Source organism: Deefgea chitinilytica, from assembly GCF_016881405.1.
Classification (GTDB): Bacteria; Pseudomonadota; Gammaproteobacteria; order Burkholderiales; family Chitinibacteraceae; genus Deefgea; species Deefgea chitinilytica.
This window is the reverse complement of record NZ_WOFE01000006.1, coordinates 14,246-38,920: the sequence shown is the minus strand read 5'-3', so window position 1 is coordinate 38,920 and position 24,675 is coordinate 14,246. Positions and strand designations below refer to the sequence as shown.

Genomic DNA, 24,675 nt, shown 5'->3' with positions numbered 1-24,675 from the left:
CCCCACCTATCACCCCGCCAACAATTGATAGAAAGTTATTCGTCAGCAAGGTATCATCTCACCCATCCTATTTTCGGCTGAACGTGGCTTTTTACTTGCGTTTTATGCCATCGCAATACCTTACCGAGCACCTTATGGCCATCAAGAAATCTGAACTTTACTCATCCCTCTGGAAAAGCTGCGACGAGCTGCGTGGTGGGATGGATGCCAGCCAGTACAAAGACTACGTACTAGTACTGTTATTCGTGAAATATGTCTCGGATAAATACAGGGGCAGGGATTCGCTGATCGAAGTGCCTGCAGGCGGTAGCTTTGCCGATATGGTCGCGCTCAAGGGCGACAAAGAAATCGGCGACAAGATCAATATCATTATCGCCAAGCTGGCCGAAGCTAACGATCTGAAAGGCGTGATTGATGTAGCCGACTTCAACGATCCAGATAAGCTCGGCAAGGGCAAGGATATGATTGATCGGCTCACCAACCTGATCAGCATTTTCGACAACCCCAATCTCAATTTCGCGGGCAACCGTGCCGATGGCGACGATATTCTGGGCGATGCCTACGAATACTTGATGCGCCATTTCGCTACTGACTCGGGCAAATCCAAAGGCCAGTTTTACACGCCAGCAGAAGTCTCGCGCGTGATGTCAAAAGTGCTCAATCTGCACGAGGCCAAATCAGGCGATCAAACCATTTATGACCCCACCTGCGGCTCGGGCTCGCTGCTGCTCAAAGCGCACGACGAAGCCAAGCACGCTACCTCGCTCGATCTAACGATCTACGGGCAGGAAATGGACAACGCCACCAGCGCCTTGGCCAAAATGAACATGATCTTGCACGATTGCCCTACGGCAGAAATCTGGCAAGACAACACACTATCGCGCCCCTATTTCAAAGAAGCCGATGGCAGCCTCAAGCGCCATGATTTTATCGTCGCCAATCCACCGTTTTCGACCAAAGCCTGGAGCAATGGCCTCAATCCGCTAGAGGACGAATACAAGCGCTTTGAATTTGGCGTGCCACCCGAAAAGAACGGCGATTACGCCTTCTTGCTGCATATGCTCACCTCGCTTAAATCCACTGGGAAAGCCGCAGTGATTTTGCCGCATGGCGTGCTGTTCCGTGGCGGCGCTGAAGGCCGCATTCGGCAAGAGATCGTCAGCCGTGGTTATATCAAAGCCATCATCGGCCTGCCTGCCAATCTGTTTTACGGTACCGGCATTCCGGCCTGCATTATCGTGCTGGATAAAGAGCACGCTGCCGCACGAAAAGGCATCTTTATGATCGATGCCAGCAAAGGCTTCATCAAAGACGGCAATAAAAATAGATTACGTGAGCAAGACATCCACAAAATCGTCGATACCTTCACCCAACAACACGAAACACCCAAATACAGCCGCCTCGTGCCACTGGCTGAAATCGCCGGTAATGATTACAACCTGAATCTACCGCGCTACATCGACACCTCTGACGCCGAAGATCTGCAAGACCTCGCCGCCCATTTGCGCGGCGGCATCCCAGATCGTGATATTGATGCGCTACAAGCATACTGGCACGTATTGCCCGCTATGCGTTCACAGCTATTCACTGTAAGCCAATACCCCGGCTACAGCAATCTAACTGTGGCCACTGGCGACATCAAAACCACCATTTTCAATCACCCCGAATTCATCGCCTTTAATGCCAACGCCAAAGCGCATTTCAGCGCCTGGGAAAAACGAGTGTTACCGCAGCTCAAAGGCATCAACCCCTACACCAAGCCCAAGCAGCTAATCCACAGCATCGCCGAGGATCTACTGGCCAGCCATGCTGACCTCGCGCTAATTGATAACTACGACCTCTACCAGCACCTGCTCGACTACTGGGCCACCACGCTGCAAGACGACGTACAAATGGTAATCAGTGATGGCAGCTGGTTGGGTTGGAACAATGCCCCTTCTAATCCATCCCCGAACACCGATCTACTACCCAAAGACCTGATCATCGCCCACTACTTTGCTGCTGAAGCGGCACAGCTAGCCGAGCTGGAAAGCCAGCGCGATGACATCACCCGCCAGCTAGAAGAAATGGAAGAAGAACACGGCGCTGAAGATGGTCTGCTGTGCGAGGCTAAAACCGAAAAAGGCAAACTCAGCGCCAAAAGCGTCAAAGATCGCGCCAAGGTCATCGCCAAAGACAGCAGCGCTGCCGAAGAGCTCGCCCAGCTTAAAGCATGGTTGGCACTCTCCGAACTTGAGGCTGCCGCCAGCAAAAAGCTGAAAGACGCGCAAAAAGCGCTCGACACCAAAGTCGTGCAGCAATACCGCCAGATCAGCCAAGTGGAAGTCTGCAATCTGGTTGTCGAATACAAATGGCTCGCAGCGCTAGAGGCCAGCGTACAGTGCGAGCTCGACCGCGTCAGCCAAACCCTGACCCGCCGCATCAAAGAACTAGCCGAACGCTACGCGACGCCGCTACCGCAACTAGAAGCCGAAGTGGAAGCACTCAGCGCGAAAGTAACTGAACACCTGAAAAAAATGGGGTTGGCATGGAACTAAGCAAAGCCATCCCGCAGGGCTATAAGCAGACGGAAGTGGGAATGATTCCGGAGGATTGGAAGGTAAGCTCACTAGGAGAGCTGGTGCAAAACACTCGTGCTATCCGATATGGTGTTGTTCAGCCAGGCAAGTTTGATGCACAAGGCTGCTTAATGCTTCGCAGTCAGGACTACTCCAAAGGCTGGACAGGTCCGGACGGAATGCACAGAGTATCTTTATCGCTAGAACAGCAGTATAAAAATGCCAAAATTCGTTCTAAAGATTTGGTTATGACTGTCGTTGGTGCAGGGATAGGTCAAGTCGTGCATATTCCGAACTGGCTAGATCAGTCCATTCTTTCTCGCAGTACAGCGCGAATCGCCATTGACGAAGATAAAGCAGCGCCGAATTTTATTAAGGCTTTCTTAGAAAGCACAAAGGGGTGGCGGCAAATTCTCGACTGCCAGAAAGAAGGAGCACAGCCAGTTGTTAGTTGTTTGGATTTGGCGAAATTTCGTGTGCCAATCCCTTCTCGAACAGAGCAACAACAGATTGCCACCGCGCTCTCCGACATCGATGCCTTGCTCGCCCAGCTCGACGCGCTGATCGCCAAAAAACGCGACCTCAAACAAGCCGCCATGCAACAACTCCTAACCGCCCAAACCCGCCTACCCGGGTTTAGTGGGGAGTGGGAAGTGAAGCGGCTGGGAGACATTGCTGATTTCTTTTCTGGTGGGACACCACCCACTTCAAATTCAGCTTATTACGGTGGCGATATTCAATGGATAACGTCAGGCGACCTAAATCAAGGCTTCATCCACGATGTCAATGGGCGAATAACTCAAAAAGGATTTGAGAATTCATCAGCAAAATTAGTCCAGAATGGGAATTTGTTGATCGCTTTGTATGGTGCAACAGCTGGCGTTGTTGCCATTTCAAAGATAAATGCGGCTATTAATCAAGCGGTGTTGGCAATTGTTCTATATCGCGACAACACCGACTATCTTTACCAACTTTTATCCTTTCTAAAGCCTTGGATTATCAAAACATATACTCAGGGTGGTCAGCCCAATCTTAGTGGTGACATTGTTAAATCAATAGAATTAACTTTGCCTGATTTAAAAGAACAAACTGCTATCGCAACAGTTCTGTCTGACATGGACGCCGAAATCACCGCCCTCGAAGCCCGCCGCGACAAAACCCGCGCCCTCAAGCAAGGCATGATGCAAGAGCTTTTAACTGGCAGGACTCGTTTGATATGAAACCTGCGGTGATTAATTATGTTTGTCCAGTTCCTGAGAGCTTAGAGCTACCGGATACGGTCTATAAATATCGAGCTGTTAATGATTATTTGTTTAGATCACTGCTTTTAAATCAGATTTGGTTGGCAAAACCTAGCTCATTTAACGATCCTTTCGAGCCAGAGCGGATCTTCTCTGACACACCTTTTAGCAAGGCACTAGAGCGCAACATTCGAGAATCAGGCATCTTATGCCTGTGTAAAAATGGCTTTAATTTGCCCATGTGGGCTTATTACGGCGATGGATTAAAGGGAGTTGCGATTGGCTATGACTTAGCCAAACTCTTGGACTCCCTTGAGCCTTTAACACCTTCAAATACTGAATGCAGTAAGCGATGGAAGTACGTGTTTGATCTTGCTTACGATGATGCCGAGCTAAGTCAAATTGATGAATTTGCGTTACTGAACAATGATCAACAGACAGATGCTGAACGACAAAAAATGTTTGCGCTAAAGTCTAGCTCGTTTAATCACGAAGAAGAATGTCGTATCGTCGTTCAGGCAAGCCCAGACTCTAGTCCGGAATACGCTTGGGTTGGTCATGGGCTGTATTCACACGCACCTAACGCAATCAAAGAGATCATTTTTGGCGAATTAATTTCAAAACAAGATAAAGATGCAGTTATGAAGCTCATTGAAGGTCGCGACATTTGCATTCGGGATGCCGTGCGTGACAAGAAGAGTTTTAAAATCCGTATTGAGTAATCAATGAAAAACTACTACCGCGTCATGCTAGGCCGAAACTCGATGTACGCAGCTGATTGTTTTGCTGGCAACTTCATCGGGGCTCACTTTAGCGTTCACCAAGACTTACAGCCACTTCTGAGCGAGGATAGTCGCGCGTTTAATCACATATTGGCACCCCAATGGATCGCTCAGAATCCAAGCAAAAGCAAAGTAGCGGCAGGTTTGGCTTGTGGTGTGCTTTGGACGATATCGAAAGGCATTCAAAACGGCGACATCGTGCTCTGCCCCGATGGGCAGGGCACGTACCGCGTGGGTGAGGTATTGGCCGATTATCAATATCTGGCGGGCGAGATCTTGCCGCATCGCCGCGCAGTGCGCTGGTTTGCCGCGATTGCACGCAGCGACATGAGCGAAGCGCTGCGCAATTCTTGTGGCTCGATTGGTACGGTGAGCACGATCAGCAAATACGCCAGCGAGATCGACAGCCTGCTTGGCCAGCAGGCCGCGCCCAAGATACTCAGCACCGATCCCGAAATCGAAGACCCAACCTCGTTTGCGCTGGAAAAACATCTGGAAGATTTCCTCGTCGCCAACTGGGCACAAACCGAGCTGGGCAAGGATTACGATATTTTCACCGAAGATGGCGAAACGATTGGCCAGCAATATCCTAGCGACACGGGGCCGATGGACATTTTGGCGATCAGCAAAGACAAAAAGCAGCTATTAGTCGTCGAGCTAAAAAAAGGCCGCGCCAGCGACGCCGTAGTCGGCCAAGTGCTGCGCTATATGGGCTTTGTGATGAGCGAACTCGCCGAAGAAAACCAAACCGTGCGCGGCGCGATCATCGCGCTAGAAGACGATCAACGCATCCGCAGAGCGTTGGCTGCGGTGGGGAATGTGGATTTTTATCGGTATCAGATTAGTTTTAAGCTTTCCAAGATCTAACAGGCCACGCCATTTGCAAAAGCCATTTGTTCCTCACACTTAGGACTGAAATGACCCAACAAATTCCTGACATTTGCCAATTTGATGGACGTAAATACCAGATTGACGCTTGGTACGGCGACACCGATTGCATCCCCAGTAGCGAAGCTTTGGGCTTTACAACCGAGTCGGAGCATACCGCCAATTGGGAGGGTCGAATCGATCATTTTCAGGTGTGTGGCGACAAGCTTTATCTATTCAAGCTTGAGGTAAACCTTAGCGAAGGATCAAAAGACTATTTGCCCCAAGGTGCGCGCAAAGAGGTGCTGCTGCGCTATGAACAGTTCACCGACTTTTCAGGCAAACCCACCGAGCTGCGCGAATATCGGCATGAGTTTATTGTGTTTGAAGATTTGGTGATCCCATTCAGCGGCAGCATGCATCTGAGCACCTACCTTGATGATTGGGAACGACCACAGGATGCTGATGAACCGCCCATTGAAGAAGTCATTCTTCACTTTAAAAACGGTGTTTTGCAAGAGTTAGAAGAAGCTTGAGCATGGATAATCGTTATGCCATTGGTGGAGCTCAAGGCGCTTTTGAGCCCGGTTCAGATGAACTGGTACTCGCCAACAAGCTCGCCATCACCTCACCCGACGATATGGATGAAGCCGAACTGGTCTTGCTGCAGCAGCTGTACGAGCTGGTGCTGGTCGATGATTTTCCTGACCGGCAAATCACGGTGGCTGACCTGCAGGATTGGCACCATCTTTGGCTAGGCAATGTTTATGATTGGGCTGGCTGCGTGCGCTCGGTGAATATGAGCAAAGGCGATTTTCATTTTGCGGCTGCGGCACAAATCCCACGTTTGCTCGATGGTTTTGAGCGCGATTGCCTGACTCGGTTTACGCCTTGCAATGGCTTGAGTCGAGCTGACCTAGTGGAAGCCATCGCAGTTACGCATATCGAGCTGATTTTGATTCATCCATTCCGTGAGGGAAATGGGCGCTTGTCGCGATTACTGGCCGATGTGATGGCGGTACAAGGCGGTGCGGAGCCGCTGGATTACAGCGCATGGGATGCGAATAAATCGGCTTACTTTGCTGCGATTCAGGCTGGGATGCAGTGCGACTACCAGCCGATGAAATATTGGGTAGATCGGGCGCTAGGTGAAATTAGCGCGCCAGCTTGAGCGAGGCAAATTTGCTAGAAGGCTGCTTGAGTTTGTTTTCGAGCTGTTGGATGTTTTGACCCGTTTCAATCGCCGTTGAGCTGGCCACCGCACGCAATACGGCTTGGGCACTGATGGGTTTGCGAATTGAGGTTTGAACTGATTTAGCCATGAGCTTGATCCAGGAAATTTAAATTAATTATACATGAACAATAAACAATCATCTTTGCTTAAATTTTTGTGTATCCGTCCTTAGGCATTGATACGATTAATGCTCAAGGCATTACCTTGGTAGGGTATGTGAATGCAATCTAGTAATTCGCGTGATGAAGCCATTGTTGGCGCGATCATTTTAGCTTTTCGCGAGGCGCGACAACGCGCTCTCGATACAGGCCGCACTCTGGTCGAGGTACAAGGCAATCAATTGGTGGCATTCAATCAGCATGGCCTTGTGTCTGTATTAAAAACATTACCGCCAAATATACACGTTCCCATCGGCACCAAACGTTATCGGAAAAAACCAGCATGAGCACCGTCGGCCAAATCGAACGCGCAACTCAAAACCGCATTGTTCAACTATTCCAATCTAAGCTGAGCTACCGCTATCTGGGTGACTGGGAAAAGCGCACGGACAATCGCAATGTTGAATCGGGTGTACTCACTGCTTGGCTGACTAAGCAAGGCGTGGATGATGCGTTGATCCGCCGGGCTTTGTACGAGTTTGATAAGGCCGTTAACAATACCCAGCTCTCGCTGTATGACCGCAACAAAGCAGTGTACGAGCTACTGCGCTATGGCGTGAAGGTGAAGCCCGACATTGGCGAAAACACGGTGACGGTGTGGCTAATCGACTGGAAAGCGCCGCAGAACAATGATTTTGCGATTGCCGAAGAAGTGACTGTGAAAGGTGCAGACGCGAAGGCAAGTACCAAGCGACCTGACATCGTGCTGTATATCAATGGCATTGCGCTGGGTGTATTGGAGCTAAAGCGCTCAACCGTTTCGGTATCCGAGGGCATACGCCAGAATCTGGATAATCAGAAAAAAGAATTCATCCAGCCCTTCTTTTCCACCATGCAGCTGGTGATGGCGGGCAACGATACGCAGGGCGTGCGCTACGGCACGATTGAAACCCGCGAGAAATATTATCTGGAATGGAAAGAGCCGAGCACGGCAGAAAACCTGCTTGATCGGCATGTACTGCAAATCTGTGAGAAGAAACGCTTTCTGGAGCTAATCCACGATTTTGTGGTGTTTGATGCGGGCGTAAAAAAGCTTTGCCGCCAAAACCAGTATTTCGGCGTACGCGAAGCACAGCAATATCTGAAACGCCGCGAAGGCGGCATCATCTGGCACACGCAAGGCTCAGGTAAAAGCCTGACGATGGTGTGGCTGACTAAATGGATACGCGAAAACATCAAAGACGCGCGCGTGCTCATCATCACCGACCGTACCGAGCTCGATGAGCAGATTGAAAAAGTATTCAAAGGCGTCAACGAAGAAATCAGCCGCGCCAAGAGCGGCGCTGATCTGATCGCCCAGCTAAACGATACTCGCCCGTGGCTAATGTGCTCGCTGATTCATAAATTCGGCGGTAAAGAGGACGGCGAAGACGTTGGCGATATCGCAGCGTACATCGAGGAAGTGAAAAAAAGCCTGCCTGCCGATTTTGCCCCAAAGGGCGATTTGTATGTGTTCGTCGACGAGTGCCACCGCACACAATCAGGTGAGCTGCACAAGGCAATGAAATCGATCCTGCCTAACTCGGTGTTTATCGGTTTTACCGGTACGCCGCTGCTGAAATCGGATAAGCAAAAATCGATTGAAGTGTTTGGCAGTTATATCCATACCTACAAATTCAACGAAGCTGTGCGCGATGGCGTGGTGCTCGATCTGCGCTACGAGGCACGCGACATTGATCAGAGCGTGACATCGCAAGCCAAGATTGATCAGTGGTTTGCAGCCAAGACTAAAGGACTAACCGATCTGGCCAAAGCGCAGCTCAAAGCGCGCTGGGGTACTTTGCAAAAAGTGCTGTCTAGCCAATCTCGGCTGGAAAAGATCGTCAACGACATTTTGTTTGACATGGAAACCCGCGACCGCCTTGCCAATGGGCGCGGCAATGCGATGCTCGTCACCAGCAGTATTTTTGAAGCCTGCAAATGCTACGAGCTATTTTGCAAAGCGGGTATGGGCGAGCAATGCGCGATTGTGACCAGCTACAAACCCTCTCCTGCCGACATCAAAGGCGAAAGCACTGGTGAAGGGCTGACCGAACGGCTGCGCCAGTATCAAATCTACAATCAGATGCTGGCTGGCAAAGACCCCGAGCAGTTTGAAAAAGAGGTCAAAAAGAAATTCATCGACGAGCCCGGCCAGATGCGCCTGCTGATCGTGGTGGATAAATTGCTCACCGGTTTTGATGCGCCGTCAGCCACCTATCTGTATATCGACAAAAAGATGCGTGACCACGGTTTGTTCCAGGCCATTTGCCGCGTGAACCGGCTGGATGGTGAAGACAAGCAATATGGCTACATCATCGACTACCAAGACTTATTCAAACGACTCGAAGACTCCATCGGCGACTACACCAGCGGCGCACTCGATGGCTATGACAAAGACGATGTACAAGGCTTACTGGAAGATCGCCTGAGCATGGCCGCTGCCGATCTGGAAGACGCACGCGAAGCGATTAAGGCGCTATGCGAGCCGGTAGAGCCACCAAAAGATAGCCCTGCGTATCAGCGATTCTTCTGCGGTGATGGCTCGGCGACTGATTTGAAAACCAATGAAGCTAAACGTTTAGCGCTCTATAAGCTGACCGCAACACTGATCCGCACCTACGCCAATATCGCCAGCGAACTGACCGAAGCTGGCTATAGCGCCAAAGAGATTGAGACCATTAAGCAGGAAGTTGATCACTTTGAAAAAGTGCGCAGCGAGATCAAGATCCACAGTGCCGACTATATCGACCTAAAAACCTACGAGCCCGCAATGCGGCACTTGATCGACAGCTATATTCGCGCTGAAGAAAGCGAGAAGATTTCAGCCTTTGACGATATGTCGCTGATCCAGCTGATTGTAGAGCGCGGCACCGATGCGGTCGAAGCCTTGCCTAAAGCGATACGCGGCAATGAAAACAGCATGGCTGAAACGATTGAAAATAACGTACGCAAGCTGATCATCGACGAAACACCGATCAATCCAAAGTACTACGAAACAATGTCGGCCCTGCTTGATGCGCTAATCGAACAACGCCGCAACGGCGCGATCAAGTATCAGGAATACCTGACCAAAGTGGTTGAGCTAACCCGCAAAGCCAAAAACCCCATGGGCACCAGCACTTACCCAGCTAGCCTGAATACTAGCGCACAAAAAGCACTGTACGACAATCTAGATAAAAACGAAGAGCTGGCTGTCCGGCTCAATAAAGTCATTCTGGCTAGCAAGCAGGACGACTGGCGCAGCAGCAATATCAAGCAAAGAAAGATCCGTAACGCGATGCGTCTCACCTTGGAATCGTTTGCGCTTGAGAGTGCTGGCGTGGTGAATGTACCAGCGCCAAACTATTTACCCCAGAACGACGATGAAATGGATAAGATGCTCGACCGCCTGATAGAGCTAATTAAGCATCAACATGAGTACTGAGCATCACATCATCGTTAGCGGCATTGCCGTTGAGATTGATCGTAAAGATATTAAAAATCTGCACTTGGGTGTTTATCCGCCCAATGGCAGAGTGCGTGTCGCTGCCCCATTAGCCGTTAGCGATGAAGCAATTCGTTTAGCGGTAATTGGTAAATTAGGCTGGATTAAACGCCAACGTTTGAAATTCCACAATCAGCCGCGCCAATCAGCAAGGCAAATGGTTTCTGGCGAAACTCATTTCTTTTTGGGCAAGGCTTACCGCCTCAAGGTTGAGTCAAGTCATCACAGCCAAATCAGCCTGCGCGGTAGCCGCCACCTTATTCTGAACTGCAAAAGCGACAAGACCAGCGAGCAGAAAGAACGCATTCTGCACGAATGGTATCGAACGCAACTCAGAATAGTTGTGGACTCATTACTGGAAAAGTGGCTGCCAGTGTTGAATGTAGCACCCAGCTTTTGCGGCATTCGCAAAATGAAAACGCGCTGGGGCAGTTGCAATACTCAAACAGGACGGATTTGGCTCAACCTTGAGCTGGCGAAGAAATCACCTCAATGCATTGAGTACATCGTGGTGCACGAACTCATTCATCTGCTAGAGCGTCATCACAACGAACGATTTATGACCTTGATGGATCTGCACTTGGGCAATTGGCGTGTGCTACGTGACGAATTAAATCAGGGGATGTTGGCACATGAGGAATGGCGGTACTAAGAGAGCCAATCACCTATTTATTGCTTGCTGAACCCCACCACGCGCGGCCTCCATACACGCTTTCATCCAAGCCTCAATCTCATTCGATGCCCAAACCGTCACCCCAGCGCCCAATTTAATCGGCACAGGGAATGTGGGGTCATAGCGTTTTGACTTCGGATCCAACCGATCATAAATCGTTGATTTCGCCATCCCAATGAGCTGAGTGAGCTCCTTTATCCGTAAAAATCGTACTGAGTTTTCTGCGGTCATGATACATACCTCGCTCGCATAAAAATGCCCCGCAGTGCGGGGCTATTCGTAAAAAAAAATCATGGAAGAAACTGCATCAATAAAAATATGGAAAAGTTATTTGTTTTTGAGTCTGGCAATGGCTTTAAACGGTGTTCACTTCGACAAAATTTCTATACGTTACTAGTTCGCGCCAGCTGCTGTGGCATGTAACGCACACGTTTTTAAGTTAATTGCTTTACTCAATCGATCAGGGTGTTTCGTATTTTTTTACCTAGTCCTCCAAAGGTGCAGTAGATCTGATCGAGCGAGGTCGTCCCATCTTGGTTTGCCCAAGAGTTGACTGATTGATTTCGCCACGACCAAAAGTACGAACCCCTGTTACACCATCAGGCATAGCTTGTCGTAAGCACTGATCGATCTTGCATAAATAAGCTGCAGCCTGCATTAGCTTGATGCGTTTGCACTCATCTTCTGCATGGACCATACCCACCCCCAGCGTTTTGAATAATTCGTAACGCTCTTTGTGACGATTGCAATTCCAGTACGTACCTTGTCCGAATGTAATCACATCTCGCCAATAAGTCCCTATCGCATCACCAATCGAGACGTCTTGGCGGCTTTTTGACCCATCAAAGAAAATAATGCAGTGATAGTGCCAGCCTTTCTGTTCACCGAATTCCAATCGCCAGATATAACCCACCTGATGATCAAACAAACCGTTATTGTCTTGATTGGCCAGAAAACGTTTAAAGCAAGATCGACAAGTCAACACATCGCTACGCAAATCACTACCGACACGAAACCCTAGATCTAATCGCATCACCAATAAGCGCGCATGCTTATCAAATAAGTGCTCCACATAGCATTTAGTGCTGCGATAGTGGTAACTTGATTGAGTAAACCATTGCGTAGTGCGACTTTGAAATTCTTTGCTTTGTACATGTCGGCGTAAATCTTCGAGTGATTGGTTAAATTTTTCAGCTGCGAGCATCCCATCACGCATCAACATATCGGCGGAACAGTACACCCAACTCAAATCGCTAATCGATCCCCAGCCATTCATCACCAAGTCAAGAAACGGGTTAAGTTGTTTTGTGCTGAGTAGTTTTCTGACACGCTGATGCCAATACGCATCACGCATTAATTTATACGTATGTCCTGCTGCGTTGATCTTATTGATACGCTTAGTTCCCTGTTGCTCAATGATTTCAAAGGCAGGTTCAGTAGCATGTATCGCTGCACGTAGACGTCGTTCCAACAAAGAAATGAATGCAAGATCCCGAGCGCTATAGTCGGCAACTACTTTGGATTCGTGTTCGATTTCATCTTGCTCAGGGGTGAGGCAATCTTCAATTAGCGAGGAATAAATCAGCTCTTCGTTATCTGAGGTTTCAAAGAGCTCGTTGATTTGATCGTGTTTCATGGTGATGTCTTCCTGTGTTGGTTTATCAGGAAGAGATCAGAAGGCTGATCTCGTTGCTACTGGCTTGAAGTAGCTAACGAGAATCGTTCCAACTGGTACTCAGTCAATAATGAAATGATAAATAAAACCTAAAGTAGGACTGTCTTCAAATAACTTGTAACAAAGCAGTTATTTACCCCAGGTGTCATTACACACAAGGCATTGAGTGCTTGATGTTGATGTGCCAAGTTATTTTGCTCAGTTATAAATAATTTCAGACCTATATCACCAAGATGACCCAGTGACCTGCCGCTGGAAATTCGCACTTCTGTTCTCTTCAAAGTAATTAGCAAGACCGTATTTTTTTACCGACCAATTCAATTCGCCCAAGTCCCAACTTGGGCTTTCTTACGTCTGGAGAATTCAAATGTCCCATCTTGTCGAATCAATGGCTTTTGTCCGTGACACCCCGTGGCACGGTTTGGGTAATCGTTTAACTGAGCAACAACCGTTGGATGTTTGGCTGCGTGAAGCAGGCATGGAATGGTCGATTGATCAAAGCGATGTGCTGTTCAATGTATCGAACACCGGCATGCATATTCGTTCGCACAGCGATGCCAAGGTACTGTATCGATCCGATACGTTGGCACCGTTGTCAGTGGTTTCGCCGCGTTATCAAGTCGTGCAGCCGACTGAGGTGCTGCATTTTTATAAAGACTTAGTTGAGGCTGGTGGTTTTGAGTTGGAAACAGCTGGCGTGCTGAAAGGCGGTAAAAAGCTGTGGGCGCTGGCACGCACTGGGCAAGAAACACTATTGCGCGGGAATGATCGGGTGAAGGCCTATTTATTACTTGCGACTAGCTGTGATGGTTCGATGTGTACTACGGCCCAATTCACTTCGGTTCGTGTGGTGTGCAATAACACGTTGCAGATGGCAGTGGGTAATTCCACTGGCGCGGTCAAAGTGCCGCACTCAACCAAATTCGATCCGCAAGCAGTCAAAGAAGCACTGGGTCTGGGCTTATCAGGCTGGGATCAATTTATTGCCAATATCAAGCAACTGTCACAACGCCCGATTACCGCCACCGAAGCGGCGCAGTACTTTGGTGATGTGCTGGGTGAACAGGTTCTCGATATGGATAACCCTGCGGTGTCACGTGCGATGCAGCAAGTCACGGCTTTATACAGTGGTGCTGGGATGGGCTCGTTGCTAGCTGGTAGTCGCGGTACAGCATGGGGTTTGCTCAATGCCGTCACGGAGTTTGTCGATCACCAACGCCGAGCGCGGAGTCAGGATTACCGTCTTGATTCAGCTTGGTTTGGCCAAGGTGCGCAGCTGAAAGGTAAAGCACTCAACCAAGCGATGGCCTTGCTGCAATAAGCCATTCTGTTCGTTTTCAATCTGTTCTTTGATTTCTTTGGTTTCTTTCATTTCGTATTTCATTCAAAGCCCCGCTGGCGAACCTGCGGGGCTTTTTGCTTTTGGAGGTTTCATCATGCGTGAACGTTATGGCCAAGCCATTCGGCTGGCATCTACTGTGAATCTCAGCCATGAACAATGGCTCCAGTATCGTGAGCTGGGTATTGGCTCGTCTGATGCAGCGGCAGCGATTGGGTTTAGTGCGTACAAAAGCCCACTTACCCTGTGGCTGGAAAAAACCCACCGCAAACAGCCCGACGACATCGCCGATAAACCGGCGGTGTTGTGGGGTACTGTGCTTGAGCCGGTATTGGCATCAGTCTATGCCGAGCGCACTGGCTACAAGGTGCGCAAAGTGAATTCGATTTTGCAGCATCCTGAGCATCGCTTTATGTTGGCCAATCTAGATCGGGAAGTGATTGGTCAGCCTGAAGGCACCGGCGTACTCGAAATCAAAACCGCCAGCTATCACATGTCGGCGCAATGGGAAGACGGTATTCCACTGGCGTATCAATGCCAGGTCTTGCATCAACTGGCGGTGACTGGTTTTGCTTGGGCCGATGTCGCGGTGTTGATTGGTGGGCAAGACTTTCGGATTTATCGAGTTGAGCGCGATGACGCCAAGATTGCGGACCTGATTCAGCTGGAAACGCAATTCTGGAAACACGTCACTGCCGATATTCAGCCTGATCCCGACGGTAGTGATGATGCCAGTGTGGCTTTGCAATGGCTGTTTCCCCGTGACGACGGGCAAACCATCGATCTGTCTGAATCGGCGGAATTCAATGCGCTGTTTAGTAACTTGATCGAGTTGCGTGAGCATAAAGAAGAAGTTGAAGCCAAAGAAGCACTGATCCGGCAACGCCTACAAAACGCACTAGGCACAGCCACCGCAGCAATCTTCGCTGCCGGTCGCATTACTTGGAAAAAAGCCAAAGATCGACTCACACCGGATCTGGACAAACTGAGCGCCGAACATCCCGAGATCATTCAGCAGTACATCAAGTCAGTCGAAGGCTCACGTCGATTCTTAATTCAGCCCAAAAAGCTCATCCCTACTGGAGGACCACATCATGATTAAAGGCTTAGCGATTACCCCGCCCGTGATTGGCCGGATCAGTATTGGTCACTTGGTGCAAAAGAAAGACAAGTGGGTGCCTGAAAAAGACGATGCGTTTACGTTGACCACACAGGTGCAAGGTAAAGACGGTTGGCTACTTCACCCACTGCATGCCCAATTGGCTGAAACCAGCCCGAACAACAAGATTCGTTCGATTCCAGTCAAATTGCTGTTTAACGACAGCGATCTGAATCTACGTGCGGAGTTCAGTGCGTTTGATCGGCAAACCGGAAGGCCATTGTGCGTAGGGAATGGTGAGTGCGCCAAACGAGTTACGGGGGAAGGTATTGATGAGATAGCTTGCCCAACACCCGAGCGTTGCCAGTACGCGCAGGAAAAAGGCTGCAAATTGTATGGTCGATTGAATGTGCAAGTGGAAGGCCAAAACGATGAGCTGGGTTCGTTTATGTTTCGCACTACCGGTTACAACTCGGTGCGAACACTAGCTGCGCGTTTAGAATACTTTGCTGCGGTATCGAATGGCCTAGCGCGTTTCTTGCCATTGCAACTCAAGCTACGCGCTAAAAGCACCACGCAATCGTATCGAGCGCCGGTGTTCTATGTCGATCTGACTTTACGCGATGACGACACCTTGGTCAGTGCAGTGACTGCTGCCCAACAAGCGGCGCAGCAATATGCCGAAGCCGGTATCAATATCGCGCAATTGGAACAAGCCGCCAAAGCCTTGCTGGGGAATGGGCAATTTGAAGACAGTGCGGAAGAAATCCCGCTGGTGTTGGAAGAGTTTTATCCAGACGCCGAAGTCGGCGATGAAGCATTACCTACTCAAGGCACGAGCGCCAGTCAGCAAGCCAACCAACGCACAACATCCAGCACCTGCATTTCCGGCAATAAAACCAACCCAGCCATTCGCCCCACCACTTTAACCCCACGCCTCGGCGCGTCCACAACAGGAGAAAGTAATCATGAATCAAAACTCAACCACTGACACCTTGATCGCCTTTGCTGAATCGCACCGGGTTTCGCGGAGGCTCCAATTCTTGAGAGAATGGTGCCATGAAAAAATCAACTCAGTTTTCCCCCGAAGTCCGCGAACGTGCTGTGCGCATGGTGATTGAACACCGCGCTGAATATCCATCCGAGTGGGCTACCCTCGTTTCCATCGCCAGCAAAATTGGTTGTACGCCCGAAACGTTGCGCACTTGGTGCCGTCGCCAAGGTGGCGATGCAGTGCCAGCCAATAAAAATGCCGCCGAGAATGAACGCATCAAAGCATTGGAGCGTGAGGTGCGCGAACTTAAAAAGGCCAATGAAATTCTGCGCCTGGCCAGCGCGTATTTCGCGCAGGCGGAGCTCGACCGCCGATTGAAGTAGTCAGGGGATTCATCGATGCCCATCGTGAGCAGCACGGGGTCGAGCCGATCTGCAAACTTTTACAGGTCGCTCCGTCTGCTTATCGACGGTATGCAGCTCGGCAGCGCAATCCAGCGTTGCGCTGCTAACGGGCCATTCGTGATGAGCAATTGAGTAGTGAAATTGCGCATGTCTGGAAAGCGAATTATCAGGTCTACGGCGTAGTCAAAGTTTGGCGCCAGCTCAAACGTGATGGACATACGGTGGCGCGTTGTACCGTTGAACGCTTGATGCGCAGCCTTGGTCTGCGCGGTGTCACGCGCGGCAAAGCGGTGCGAACGACCTATTCAGATTCTGCTGCCGTTTGCCCTCGCGACCATGTCAATCGTCAATTCGTCGCCGAACGGCCGAATCAGCTTTGGGTGTCGGACTTTACCTACGTATCGACGTGGCAAGGCTTCGTGTATGTGGCGTTTGTGATTGATGTATTCGCTCGGTATATCGTGGGCTGGCGAGTCAGTCGCAGCATGCACACCGAGTTTGTACTTGATGCATTGGAGCAAGCGCTGTGGGCGCGACAGCCCGAGCGTGAGGCACTGATTCATCACAGCGACCGCAGGTCGCAATATGTGTCGATTCGCTATACCGAACGATTAACTGAGGCTGGTATCGAGCCATCCGTGGGGACGACGGGTGATAGTTACGACAATGCGCTAGCCGAAACGATTAACGGGCTCTACAAAGCGGAGGTGATTCATCGTTTAGGTCCGTGGAAAAGCCTAGAATCTGTGGAGCTAGCGACATTGGAATGGGTTTCGTGGTTCAATCACCATCGTTTGCTGGGGGCGATTGGCCATATTCCACCTGCGGAAGCAGAAGCAAACTATTATGGTAATCAAAGCGAGCAGGCCATGTTGGTCTGACTCAAACCAAATAGCCTCCGCGAAACCCAGTGCGATTCAGTCGATGTCGACGGTTGAAAAATGTGAGGCCGCAAACCATCAGGTTGCGGCCTCAGTTATTTTGGCATCTATCCATGGAAGTTCGCTATATTTCAGTCTGCTCTGATATTTCGAGGGCATCATCAACTTCAATGCCGAGGTAACGAACGGTGCTTTCCATCTTTGCGTGCCCAAGCAGTAATTGAATAGCGCGTAAGTTTTTTGTTCGCTTGTAAATCAGCGTGACCTTGGTTCTTCGCATGGTGTGCGTGCCATATTCGGTCGGATCTAACCCGATTGAGCTAACCCAGTGATTGACAATACGGGCATATTGTCGAGTCGAAATATGTGGCGACAATTGACGCTGCCGACTAGGAAACAAATACTGATCAGAACGTAGTTTTGCATGCGAAATCCAAGATGAAACCGCATCGCGCGTTGGCTCGGTAATTTCAAACTGCACAGGACGTTGTGTTTTACTCTGAAGTATGGAGGCTCGTGAGGCGACTTGGTTGCCATGACAAACGTCTCGGACTTTTAAATTGACTAAATCACAGCCTCGCAACTTGCTATCGATGGCTAAGTTGAACATGGCAAGATCACGTACTTTTTTACCGAGCTGCAGTCGGATGCGAATGGCCCAAATTTCTTTAAGTTTTAGAGGTGGTTTTTGACCTACAAGCTTACCTTTATTCCATGGTTCATGGTGTGTATCGAGCGGCATGACAAACTCCTTGGGTGAACAGGAGTTTAATTATTCAAGCGACTCAAATTTTAGACTAAATCGATTTGCTCACTTTGAGTGGTGAGCGGCGGCTGTAGGAGTGTTTACGAACTTATGTTTTTGAGGGATCGGCATCGACAGCTCGGCCAAAGAGGACAAACCTTTAGCGGGGAAAGGCAATCTTACCGCCCTCCGACAAAAGGATGGTCTGAGGCGCATATGTGGGGTTGGCGTTTGAATTTTGTGGCGCAAGCTCGACCCACGCGCTCAGCATATGCTTTCCATCTTGCATTTTTTCGAACAGCTCTTTGAAAAACCGACTAAATCCACTTCCGTTACGATCTAGTGTAAAAACTATATTTGCGGTTCTCGGGCCTGGCAGAGTTACCGCATTTTTGATGCTGATTGCAGAATTAGGCGATGCAAGAACCACAATTGCGGCATTTGTAAGCTGAACAATTTGCCGAATGCCAGATCGCGTTGGACCTTTGATTGTTCCATCCTCGTTTAAGTGAGCGTAAACGAAGAGTATTTCCGCACTCGGGATCTGATGGGCTGCCACGACCCGTGATCGCGTAAAAAGTGGCGATAGGATCTTTGCATCTTCAGATACGAGGGTACTGAGATCATCGCCAGAAAGATTCGCAAATCCGATGGTCAGTGGGATTTTAGGAAGTTCTGTAGCGGAAACAAATAACGGGGTTAGTGATAAGATAGCTAGGAGCGAATGCAGTAGAACGATATATTTTTTCATAGTAGAGAATATGCAACGTATACAGCCACATATTTGATTTGAATGTGTAGAGCTCTTGATAATACAACTTCTAAGCATTGGCTCTCCATGAGAAAGATGGCGAGTGTCTGATAAAACATCAAAAATAGGACTGCGGCACTGCGTCGACACTACTGCTTTGGCATGATCCGTTAATCATTAAGGCCGCTACCATATGGTTTTCGGCCTTTCGTATTCTGGAGTCATGCTTGTGCTGCTCGGCCAAAGCTGACATGATCATATGATTGCAATTTCAATGGCACCCAGGGCTGCCAAGAAACATCATCTCAGGGTTTATCGAAATTTATGCTTGCGGTATGCTTCAAGCAGTAATCAACATCGGTTAAAAATTGGGCTTATGAAACCGATTTATAAAATCCTGTTCACACTGAGCGGCGTGCTAGCTTTGGTACTAGGTTTGATTGGTATTATCGTGCCGGGATTGCCAACAACACCATTTATCCTTCTAGCAGCCTATTGCTTTGCCAAAGGCTCGCAACGTTTGCACCAGTGCCTGCTCAATCATCCCTGGTGTGGTGCGCTGATCCGCGATTGGGAGCGACATCGCAGCTTACCGCTGCGACTAAAATATCTGGCTATCGGCCTGATGCTACTGATGTCAGGTTTGTCGATCTGGCAACTATCTAGCAAGCCATGGGCTCAAGTATCAATTTTGGTCGTGACCTTGATTGGTGCTATTACTGTGATTCGTATTCCTATCCGCAACAGGGGAACCGAGCGAACTAAAGGACTTTAAGCTCACTCGCCCACACTCGCCGCTACCCAAGCGTCCAAACGTAGCTACCTATAATGTGCTGCGCAAAAATCCACAAGCCTTGTAAGATTAAGTTTTTCTAAAACGCATCTTCAATTTTTTATGCCTTACAAAGCCTTTCTGCCAGCCCTACCCCCGACTCACAGCAAAGAATGTCTGCTTGGCGCGCTGGGTGCGGCGCTGGGGCTGATCGGCACCGAGCTGCTGTGCCAATTTCTGCTGGGCGTTCGACCGCACTGGCTGATTGCTCCAATGGGCGCGTCGGCCGTGCTGCTGTTTGCGGCTCCCGCCAGCCCCTTGGCGCAACCCTGGTCGCTGATCGTCGGCAATATGCTATCTGCACTGGTCGGCGTTAGTTGCGCCATTCTGATCGACAACATCGTGCTGGCCTCGGGCGTGGCCGTCATGCTGGCGATTGCCCTGATGTTGCTAACCCGCAGCCTGCATCCACCCGGTGGCGCCGTGGCTTTGAGCGCCGTCATTGGTGGGCCAGAGATCAGTGCCCTCGCTTTTCAGTATGTGCTGGCGCCGGTAGCAATCAATTCGGCTCTGCTGCTACTGATTGCGCTGCTGTTTAGCCGACTGGCTGGGCGACGCTACCCAAATTACACCCCGCGGCCCTCACCGCACCATACGAGCGACCTACTGCCCAGCCAGCGGGTGGGAACCCGCGAAGAAGACATTGCCTACGCGCTTAAAAAACAGGAACAGTTACTCGATATCAGTCCGCAAGACTTGCAGCACGTACTGCAGGACGCACAACGCCACGCCCAGGAACAGAATCTGAGCACACTCCGCTGCGCAGACGTAATGTCCCGCTTCATCGTCAGCATCAACGCACAAAATAGCGGCAGCGATGCCTGGCACAAGCTTGCTTATCATCGCGTGCAGGCACTACCGGTTGTAGACAGCGCAGAAAAATTGCTCGGGATTGTCACTTTGCACGACCTGATGGTTGACCCGCACACGCAACAGGCGCGCTCAATTCTTGAAATAAACAAGCCCTTGGCTGACCTAATGACGGCAGCAGTACACACCGCGGCCCCTCAGCAGGCCTTGCTTGAGCTGGTGCCGCTGTTTTCCGACGGTGGTGTGCACCATCTGCCGGTAATAGTAAACGGTGAACTGGTCGGCATGATTACACAATCAGACATAGTCGCGGTATTGGCCCTGTATGCCGCACACAATTTGAACGAAATGACTTGATGTTTTGCTAAAATAAAAATGTGCTTAATAAGCTAATAGAACATGTCTTGACCATCACAGCCATGATTCAATTTTGAGTACCTAAATCATTACCGATGACTTTGCCGGCGAACAACTCTGGCACAAATCAAAAATATTGAAGCCCGCAAACCGACGCTTTGAATCGCACAGAGTTTCGCAGATGCTGCAATTTTTGCCAGAATTGGCGCCAATAATTTGTCTTCTTCAGCAAATTACTCCCCATCAATCAATACAATCAATTGCGGGTTCAACAACTTACTAATCAAAGTCAAAAAAAACGCTCTACAGATGTAGAGCGCTCAATCGGAGGAAATCAGAAAATCAAACTATTTGTTAGCCAGCTGTGCGTGTATCGCCTTCATCAAAACAGGATCCGGTTCCACGCTCAATGTATCGCTACTAGCGACAATTCTGCCTTGCTGATCGAGCAGCACAAAGCGGGTATTGTGATTAATTTCTCCGTTCGCACCCCGCCGATATTTCACCCCCAAGGCCGCAGCCAATTTTCGCGTCTGCGCGTCATTATCACTCACCGCCAAAGTCGCATTCTTCACATCAAACTCATGCACTTTAGCCAATCCAGCCAAGGATTTGGGCGTATCGACCCCGGGATTCAAACTAATCATCAAAGCATGAACTGATGCGGCATGGGCATTAGGCACTGCCGCCAAGGTCCGTTTAATATTTTCGAGCACAATCGGGCACGACACATTGCAATCGCCGTAAAACATCGTCACTACGGTTAATTTGGCGGGCGCACTGCCCAATTCAAACTTCTGCCCTTGTTGATTCGTCAGCGGTGTTTTGAGTTGAAACAGCGAGTCGCCACTCACCGCACTGCTGACAACGGCACTGGCGTGATGCTCAGCACAAGCACTGACACCACCAGCGAGGCAACAGCACAGCGCGAATATAAAAGCTTTGCGCAACATAATGAAGTCCTTTTAATCTAGCTATTTTTTACTCGCAGGCTTGGCGCAGCGAAAGCCTAATGTATTCACCGTATCTTGCCCCTTGAGCGCAGTTAGCAAGGCAATGCGCATCAACACCGCATAATTTTCTTTGTCGCCCAACGACAATGTCGCCGCACCACAGGTTTCTAATACTTTTTGCTCACCTTGCGCGCGACTATCCACATTCACAAACAAGCCGTTAAAATCATCGACCCATTCCCAAATCGACTGATGTAAATCATAAACACCATAAACATTTGCCGGATGCTGCGCCATCGCAGGCAATACATCGGGGCTCAGCGTTTCATACCAGCCCAAAATCTTAGCGCGCCAGAGTGGATCTTTGCGCGCATCTTGGCGCGTTTCATCGGCTGCTGCGGCAAATTCCCACTGTACCCACGTTGGCAACGCCGCGCCCTCCGACTCACAAAAAGCTGCGGCCGCATACCAGCTCACTTGCGTCACCGGCGCAGCAGCCAAATTAGGCGCAAAGTTAGTCGGCGTTTTCCAGCCGGCAAGATAACTTTGCCCCGCAAACAAGGGTGTCACCCTATCTCGCCGCCATTCGGGATGAGCCAGCACAAATCGTTTAAATTCCTGCTGACTCACCGGCAAAGCCCGCAATTGATACGCCGCCACCTCGACCGTTTCGCCATCCAAAGGTAAGGCGGTGCGCAAAGTGCCACCAGCAATGGGTCGGTACTCAGCAGCACTGCTAGTGAAGCTAGTCATGCTGATGGCGCTAACGACCAATAAGCTAGCGGCAAGGGCTTTCATTTTGCGACTCGCAACTTTTTCACTTGATCAACCTTGAAGATCGGCTTGCCCGCATTCATCGCAACGCTGACATAGTTCAATACATCGGTCATTTCTTGGTCGGTCAAGTTTTGCGGTGGCATCGCCGAATTATACTTTTGCCCATTCACCGTCACTTCGCCGGTCAGGCCCTGATCCAACACTTTAACGAGCTGGGCTGGCGTCGATTTTTTGAAGTAATCCGATTTAGCCAGCGGTGGAAATGCCCCGGGCAAGCCCTCACCTGCAGCCATATGACAGGCCACACAGACCCGGTCATACACCGCCTTGCCCGCACTGACATCGGTAGCAAACGCCTGAGCCGCCAATAATCCAGAACACAGTACCAGCAGAGATTTCTTGAACATCTTCAGCACTCCTAATGGGTATATTGCTGTAGGCTATATTTAAAAATGTCTACATTAATATACATTGACATAAAATAACTACTCACTCGATTTAGCATTCGCGTTTTTGCTGTAAATTTCTGGATGCTCTTCGCCGCTGACCGACATAATCCCAATCGCGCCTTTGTGGAATGCGCGGCTCAAAGCATGATCGACCAAGGTCAAATTGCCCGGCACTTTTGGTACAAATTCAACAATCGTTGATCCACCCGGTGGCACCGTTGTCGTTTGCACTTGCTCTTGGAATTTCAAACCACCTTCGGTGTAAACGCGATCAAAAATAGCACCAATGATGTGGAAATTAGACGCTACATTCGGCCCACCCGAGCCAAAATACATCCGCACCTTGTCGCCCACATTCGCGGTCAGTGCATTTTTTCCCGTCAATGAATTTGATGCACCATTAAATAGAATGTAACTTGGATTTTCATCAATCGAGCGTTTCATATCAAACGGTTGCAGGCCGCCCGCGCCAAATGCGCCCGGCGTGTAAAAATCGCCCTGCATCACGTAATATTCTTTATCCACGGGGCTCATGCCCTCTTCAGGCTCGACCAAAATCATGCCGTACATGCCGTTGGCAATATGCATCGCCACGGGCGCAGTCGCGCAGTGATACACATACAGCCCCGGATTGAGCGCTTTAAAGGTGAATTTGGCCTGATTGCCTGGTGCAATCAGCGTTTGTGGCGCGCCGCCGCCTGGGCCAGACACCGCGTGTAAATCAATATTGTGTGGCAGCTTGCTGCTAGGCAGGTTTTTTAGATTCAGTTCAACGGTGTCGCCTTGACGCACGCGGATCAACTGCCCTGGCACGGTGCCGCCAAACGTCCAAAACGTATATTTAGTGCCCGGCGTAATTTCGCGTACCATTTCTTCAGTCGTGAGATTTACAATCACTTTGGCCGGTGTTTTACGCGTAATCGGCGCTGGCACATTCGGTGGTGCAAGCAAGACCGCCGTTTCTACCGGAAGTGCATCTGCCGCCTCATTAGCAAACGCCGAGGGTGCAAATGCTGCACACACCGCCAAAGCCAAAATGGGCAATGCCACTTTTTTTACTACCCAAGTACAGCACGCTATCGACATGTTCCTACTCCAATAAGCACGTTTTGATAGACCTATGTTGTAACTAATTTACATGTTAAATATTGATATTTATCAACATGCATATTAAATGCACATTTAATTTTTTCAATATCCTTACTCGCAATAAAAACGGCGCACAAGGCGCCGTACTGGTTGGAGTTCACGTTGTATTTTTGCCTCAATTAGCAAAAAAACCATCCATCAAAATGAGCTTATTGCCCGCTGCAGCCACAACCACCCGAGCCGCAACCCTCACCTGCCGCTGCTGCTTCTTGTTTCAACGGATGAATTGAAAAATCAATCACAATTGCCTCATGGTCGCGCTGGATGTAGGTGGCTTGAACTTGGCCTTGATAGCGCTGCTCGATCTGCGCCAGTAATGGCAGCGGATCATGGTCATTCACAAAGCGCATCGTTTCGCCTTCCGACAACGATTCGAGCGCACCAAAAATCGCTGCATGCCGGAAGCGTTTCGCGACGCCGCGCGCATCAAAACCGTACACACCATCTAAAGCAATATGAGAACTTCCGCAACCTGACATTT

24 protein-coding genes, 1 pseudogene and 1 other annotated feature are annotated in these 24,675 nt (G+C 49.8%); of the genes and pseudogenes, 15 read left to right on the top strand and 10 right to left on the bottom strand.

Annotation, left to right across the window (positions count from 1 at the left end; genetic code table 11):
- The first annotated feature begins 134 nt into the window (after nucleotides 1-134).
- The 6 genes from GM173_RS11885 to GM173_RS11860 are packed head-to-tail and all read left to right on the top strand — an operon-like array spanning nucleotide 135 to nucleotide 6,619.
- Nucleotides 135-2,537 (top strand): type I restriction-modification system subunit M, encoded by a 2,403-nt coding sequence (locus GM173_RS11885; protein WP_203571605.1) that lies wholly within the window; start codon nucleotides 135-137, stop codon nucleotides 2,535-2,537.
- On the top strand, nucleotides 2,528-3,778 hold the full coding sequence (locus GM173_RS11880) for a restriction endonuclease subunit S (protein ID WP_203571604.1): 1,251 nt from the start codon (nucleotides 2,528-2,530) through the stop codon (nucleotides 3,776-3,778). The genes GM173_RS11885 and GM173_RS11880 overlap by 10 nt, the downstream gene beginning before the upstream one ends.
- Complete coding sequence (locus GM173_RS11875) at nucleotides 3,775-4,521, top strand: DUF2971 domain-containing protein (protein WP_203571603.1); 747 nt, start codon at nucleotides 3,775-3,777, stop codon at nucleotides 4,519-4,521. The genes GM173_RS11880 and GM173_RS11875 overlap by 4 nt, the downstream gene beginning before the upstream one ends.
- A gap of 3 nt (nucleotides 4,522-4,524) precedes the next feature.
- Nucleotides 4,525-5,448: an endonuclease NucS domain-containing protein gene (locus tag GM173_RS11870; protein WP_203571602.1), complete on the top strand. Its 924-nt coding sequence runs from the start codon at nucleotides 4,525-4,527 to the stop codon at nucleotides 5,446-5,448.
- 50 nt (nucleotides 5,449-5,498) lie between these two features.
- Nucleotides 5,499-5,984 (top strand): hypothetical protein, encoded by a 486-nt coding sequence (locus GM173_RS11865; protein WP_203571601.1) that lies wholly within the window; start codon nucleotides 5,499-5,501, stop codon nucleotides 5,982-5,984.
- A 2-nt stretch (nucleotides 5,985-5,986) separates the two neighbouring features.
- A complete protein-coding gene (locus GM173_RS11860; RefSeq protein ID WP_203571600.1) occupies nucleotides 5,987-6,619 on the top strand; it encodes a Fic/DOC family protein in 633 nt (210 codons plus the stop codon).
- Here the strand turns inward: GM173_RS11860 and GM173_RS11855 are convergent.
- Nucleotides 6,603-6,770: a hypothetical protein gene (locus GM173_RS11855; RefSeq protein WP_203571599.1), complete on the bottom strand. Its 168-nt coding sequence runs from the start codon at nucleotides 6,768-6,770 to the stop codon at nucleotides 6,603-6,605. The genes GM173_RS11860 and GM173_RS11855 overlap by 17 nt on opposite strands.
- A gap of 132 nt (nucleotides 6,771-6,902) precedes the next feature.
- Between GM173_RS11855 and GM173_RS11850 the strand changes: the two genes are divergently transcribed.
- Genes GM173_RS11850 through GM173_RS11840 form a run of 3 tightly spaced genes read left to right on the top strand, consistent with a single transcriptional unit; the run spans nucleotide 6,903 to nucleotide 10,958 of the window.
- A complete protein-coding gene (locus GM173_RS11850) occupies nucleotides 6,903-7,127 on the top strand; it encodes a hypothetical protein (RefSeq protein ID WP_203571598.1) in 225 nt (74 codons plus the stop codon).
- Nucleotides 7,124-10,246 carry a type I restriction endonuclease subunit R gene (locus GM173_RS11845; RefSeq protein WP_203571597.1) on the top strand — a complete coding sequence of 1,041 codons (3,123 nt, stop codon included), beginning with the start codon at nucleotides 7,124-7,126 and terminating at the stop codon, nucleotides 10,244-10,246. Before GM173_RS11850 ends, GM173_RS11845 begins: the two co-directional genes overlap by 4 nt.
- Nucleotides 10,236-10,958 (top strand): M48 family metallopeptidase, encoded by a 723-nt coding sequence (locus tag GM173_RS11840; RefSeq protein ID WP_203571596.1) that lies wholly within the window; start codon nucleotides 10,236-10,238, stop codon nucleotides 10,956-10,958. Before GM173_RS11845 ends, GM173_RS11840 begins: the two co-directional genes overlap by 11 nt.
- Before the next feature lie 9 nt (nucleotides 10,959-10,967).
- Here the strand turns inward: GM173_RS11840 and GM173_RS11835 are convergent, their stop codons facing one another.
- Both GM173_RS11835 and GM173_RS11830 read right to left on the bottom strand, forming a co-directional pair.
- The gene (locus tag GM173_RS11835; RefSeq protein WP_203571595.1) at nucleotides 10,968-11,210 is read right to left on the bottom strand and encodes a helix-turn-helix transcriptional regulator; all 243 of its coding nucleotides are present in this window, start codon (nucleotides 11,208-11,210) and stop codon (nucleotides 10,968-10,970) included.
- 253 nt (nucleotides 11,211-11,463) lie between these two features.
- Nucleotides 11,464-12,615, bottom strand: a complete 1,152-nt coding sequence (locus GM173_RS11830; protein ID WP_203571594.1) for a YagK/YfjJ domain-containing protein — start codon at nucleotides 12,613-12,615, stop codon at nucleotides 11,464-11,466.
- Nucleotides 12,616-13,021: 406 nt separating this feature from the next.
- Between GM173_RS11830 and GM173_RS11825 the strand changes: the two genes are divergently transcribed.
- From GM173_RS11825 to GM173_RS11810, 4 genes and pseudogenes are all read left to right on the top strand, one after another.
- Nucleotides 13,022-13,975 (top strand): DUF932 domain-containing protein, encoded by a 954-nt coding sequence (locus GM173_RS11825; protein ID WP_203571593.1) that lies wholly within the window; start codon nucleotides 13,022-13,024, stop codon nucleotides 13,973-13,975.
- A 115-nt stretch (nucleotides 13,976-14,090) separates the two neighbouring features.
- Entirely contained in the window at nucleotides 14,091-15,095 is a 1,005-nt protein-coding gene (locus GM173_RS11820) for a YqaJ viral recombinase family nuclease (protein ID WP_203571592.1), read from the top strand.
- Nucleotides 15,088-16,083: a recombination directionality factor gene (locus GM173_RS11815; RefSeq protein ID WP_203571591.1), complete on the top strand. Its 996-nt coding sequence runs from the start codon at nucleotides 15,088-15,090 to the stop codon at nucleotides 16,081-16,083. Before GM173_RS11820 ends, GM173_RS11815 begins: the two co-directional genes overlap by 8 nt.
- Nucleotides 16,084-16,151: 68 nt before the next feature.
- A pseudogene (locus GM173_RS11810) lies at nucleotides 16,152-17,371 on the top strand (IS3 family transposase).
- Nucleotides 16,427-16,543 (top strand) — a sequence feature (AL1L pseudoknot). It overlaps the preceding pseudogene by 117 nt.
- 124 nt (nucleotides 17,372-17,495) lie before the next feature.
- On the opposite strand, the gene GM173_RS11805 reads toward GM173_RS11810, so the two are convergent.
- Entirely contained in the window at nucleotides 17,496-18,113 is a 618-nt protein-coding gene (locus tag GM173_RS11805; RefSeq protein ID WP_203571590.1) for a tyrosine-type recombinase/integrase, read from the bottom strand.
- A gap of 163 nt (nucleotides 18,114-18,276) precedes the next feature.
- Entirely contained in the window at nucleotides 18,277-18,867 is a 591-nt protein-coding gene (locus GM173_RS11800) for a hypothetical protein (protein ID WP_203571589.1), read from the bottom strand.
- 259 nt (nucleotides 18,868-19,126) lie between these two features.
- Here GM173_RS11800 and GM173_RS11795 point away from each other — a divergent pair, with 259 nt between their 5' ends.
- Together GM173_RS11795 and GM173_RS11790 are read left to right on the top strand one after the other, a co-directional pair.
- Nucleotides 19,127-19,642 carry a YbaN family protein gene (locus GM173_RS11795; RefSeq protein ID WP_203571588.1) on the top strand — a complete coding sequence of 172 codons (516 nt, stop codon included), beginning with the start codon at nucleotides 19,127-19,129 and terminating at the stop codon, nucleotides 19,640-19,642.
- Nucleotides 19,643-19,762: 120 nt separating this feature from the next.
- On the top strand, nucleotides 19,763-20,866 hold the full coding sequence (locus tag GM173_RS11790) for an HPP family protein (RefSeq protein WP_203571587.1): 1,104 nt from the start codon (nucleotides 19,763-19,765) through the stop codon (nucleotides 20,864-20,866).
- Nucleotides 20,867-21,213: 347 nt separating this feature from the next.
- On the opposite strand, the gene GM173_RS11785 is transcribed toward GM173_RS11790, so the two are convergent.
- The 5 genes from GM173_RS11785 to GM173_RS11765 form a co-directional block, all read right to left on the bottom strand.
- Nucleotides 21,214-21,819 carry an SCO family protein gene (locus tag GM173_RS11785; protein WP_203571586.1) on the bottom strand — a complete coding sequence of 202 codons (606 nt, stop codon included), beginning with the start codon at nucleotides 21,817-21,819 and terminating at the stop codon, nucleotides 21,214-21,216.
- A 21-nt stretch (nucleotides 21,820-21,840) separates the two neighbouring features.
- Nucleotides 21,841-22,617, bottom strand: a complete 777-nt coding sequence (locus tag GM173_RS11780; protein ID WP_239078501.1) for a formylglycine-generating enzyme family protein — start codon at nucleotides 22,615-22,617, stop codon at nucleotides 21,841-21,843.
- Entirely contained in the window at nucleotides 22,614-23,003 is a 390-nt protein-coding gene (locus GM173_RS11775; protein ID WP_203571585.1) for a c-type cytochrome, read from the bottom strand. Before GM173_RS11775 ends, GM173_RS11780 begins: the two co-directional genes overlap by 4 nt.
- A gap of 78 nt (nucleotides 23,004-23,081) precedes the next feature.
- Nucleotides 23,082-24,131: a copper-containing nitrite reductase gene (gene nirK / locus GM173_RS11770; RefSeq protein ID WP_203571584.1), complete on the bottom strand. Its 1,050-nt coding sequence runs from the start codon at nucleotides 24,129-24,131 to the stop codon at nucleotides 23,082-23,084.
- Nucleotides 24,132-24,343: 212 nt separating this feature from the next.
- Entirely contained in the window at nucleotides 24,344-24,673 is a 330-nt protein-coding gene (locus tag GM173_RS11765) for a DUF2249 domain-containing protein (RefSeq protein ID WP_203571583.1), read from the bottom strand.
- Nucleotides 24,674-24,675 lie beyond the last annotated feature (2 nt).

What these genes read in the sequence shown, in the direction of transcription:
- GM173_RS11785 (WP_203571586.1), bottom strand. Translation starts at nt 21,819, where the DNA reads ATGTTGCGCAAAGCTTTTATATTCGCGCTGTGCTGTTGCCTCGCTGGT.
- GM173_RS11790 (WP_203571587.1), top strand. Translation starts at nt 19,763, where the DNA reads ATGCCTTACAAAGCCTTTCTGCCAGCCCTACCCCCGACTCACAGCAAA.
- GM173_RS11780 (WP_239078501.1), bottom strand. Translation starts at nt 22,617, where the DNA reads ATGAAAGCCCTTGCCGCTAGCTTATTGGTCGTTAGCGCCATCAGCATG.
- GM173_RS11885 (WP_203571605.1), top strand. Translation starts at nt 135, where the DNA reads ATGGCCATCAAGAAATCTGAACTTTACTCATCCCTCTGGAAAAGCTGC.
- GM173_RS11845 (WP_203571597.1), top strand. Translation starts at nt 7,124, where the DNA reads ATGAGCACCGTCGGCCAAATCGAACGCGCAACTCAAAACCGCATTGTT.
- GM173_RS11875 (WP_203571603.1), top strand. Translation starts at nt 3,775, where the DNA reads ATGAAACCTGCGGTGATTAATTATGTTTGTCCAGTTCCTGAGAGCTTA.
- GM173_RS11795 (WP_203571588.1), top strand. Translation starts at nt 19,127, where the DNA reads ATGATTGCAATTTCAATGGCACCCAGGGCTGCCAAGAAACATCATCTC.
- GM173_RS11835 (WP_203571595.1), bottom strand. Translation starts at nt 11,210, where the DNA reads ATGACCGCAGAAAACTCAGTACGATTTTTACGGATAAAGGAGCTCACT.
- GM173_RS11825 (WP_203571593.1), top strand. Translation starts at nt 13,022, where the DNA reads ATGTCCCATCTTGTCGAATCAATGGCTTTTGTCCGTGACACCCCGTGG.
- GM173_RS11855 (WP_203571599.1), bottom strand. Translation starts at nt 6,770, where the DNA reads ATGGCTAAATCAGTTCAAACCTCAATTCGCAAACCCATCAGTGCCCAA.
- GM173_RS11820 (WP_203571592.1), top strand. Translation starts at nt 14,091, where the DNA reads ATGCGTGAACGTTATGGCCAAGCCATTCGGCTGGCATCTACTGTGAAT.
- GM173_RS11870 (WP_203571602.1), top strand. Translation starts at nt 4,525, where the DNA reads ATGAAAAACTACTACCGCGTCATGCTAGGCCGAAACTCGATGTACGCA.
- GM173_RS11850 (WP_203571598.1), top strand. Translation starts at nt 6,903, where the DNA reads ATGCAATCTAGTAATTCGCGTGATGAAGCCATTGTTGGCGCGATCATT.
- GM173_RS11865 (WP_203571601.1), top strand. Translation starts at nt 5,499, where the DNA reads ATGACCCAACAAATTCCTGACATTTGCCAATTTGATGGACGTAAATAC.
- GM173_RS11830 (WP_203571594.1), bottom strand. Translation starts at nt 12,615, where the DNA reads ATGAAACACGATCAAATCAACGAGCTCTTTGAAACCTCAGATAACGAA.
- GM173_RS11765 (WP_203571583.1), bottom strand. Translation starts at nt 24,673, where the DNA reads ATGTCAGGTTGCGGAAGTTCTCATATTGCTTTAGATGGTGTGTACGGT.
- GM173_RS11815 (WP_203571591.1), top strand. Translation starts at nt 15,088, where the DNA reads ATGATTAAAGGCTTAGCGATTACCCCGCCCGTGATTGGCCGGATCAGT.
- GM173_RS11805 (WP_203571590.1), bottom strand. Translation starts at nt 18,113, where the DNA reads ATGCCGCTCGATACACACCATGAACCATGGAATAAAGGTAAGCTTGTA.
- GM173_RS11840 (WP_203571596.1), top strand. Translation starts at nt 10,236, where the DNA reads ATGAGTACTGAGCATCACATCATCGTTAGCGGCATTGCCGTTGAGATT.
- nirK (WP_203571584.1), bottom strand. Translation starts at nt 24,131, where the DNA reads ATGTCGATAGCGTGCTGTACTTGGGTAGTAAAAAAAGTGGCATTGCCC.
- GM173_RS11775 (WP_203571585.1), bottom strand. Translation starts at nt 23,003, where the DNA reads ATGTTCAAGAAATCTCTGCTGGTACTGTGTTCTGGATTATTGGCGGCT.
- GM173_RS11800 (WP_203571589.1), bottom strand. Translation starts at nt 18,867, where the DNA reads ATGAAAAAATATATCGTTCTACTGCATTCGCTCCTAGCTATCTTATCA.
- GM173_RS11880 (WP_203571604.1), top strand. Translation starts at nt 2,528, where the DNA reads ATGGAACTAAGCAAAGCCATCCCGCAGGGCTATAAGCAGACGGAAGTG.
- GM173_RS11860 (WP_203571600.1), top strand. Translation starts at nt 5,987, where the DNA reads ATGGATAATCGTTATGCCATTGGTGGAGCTCAAGGCGCTTTTGAGCCC.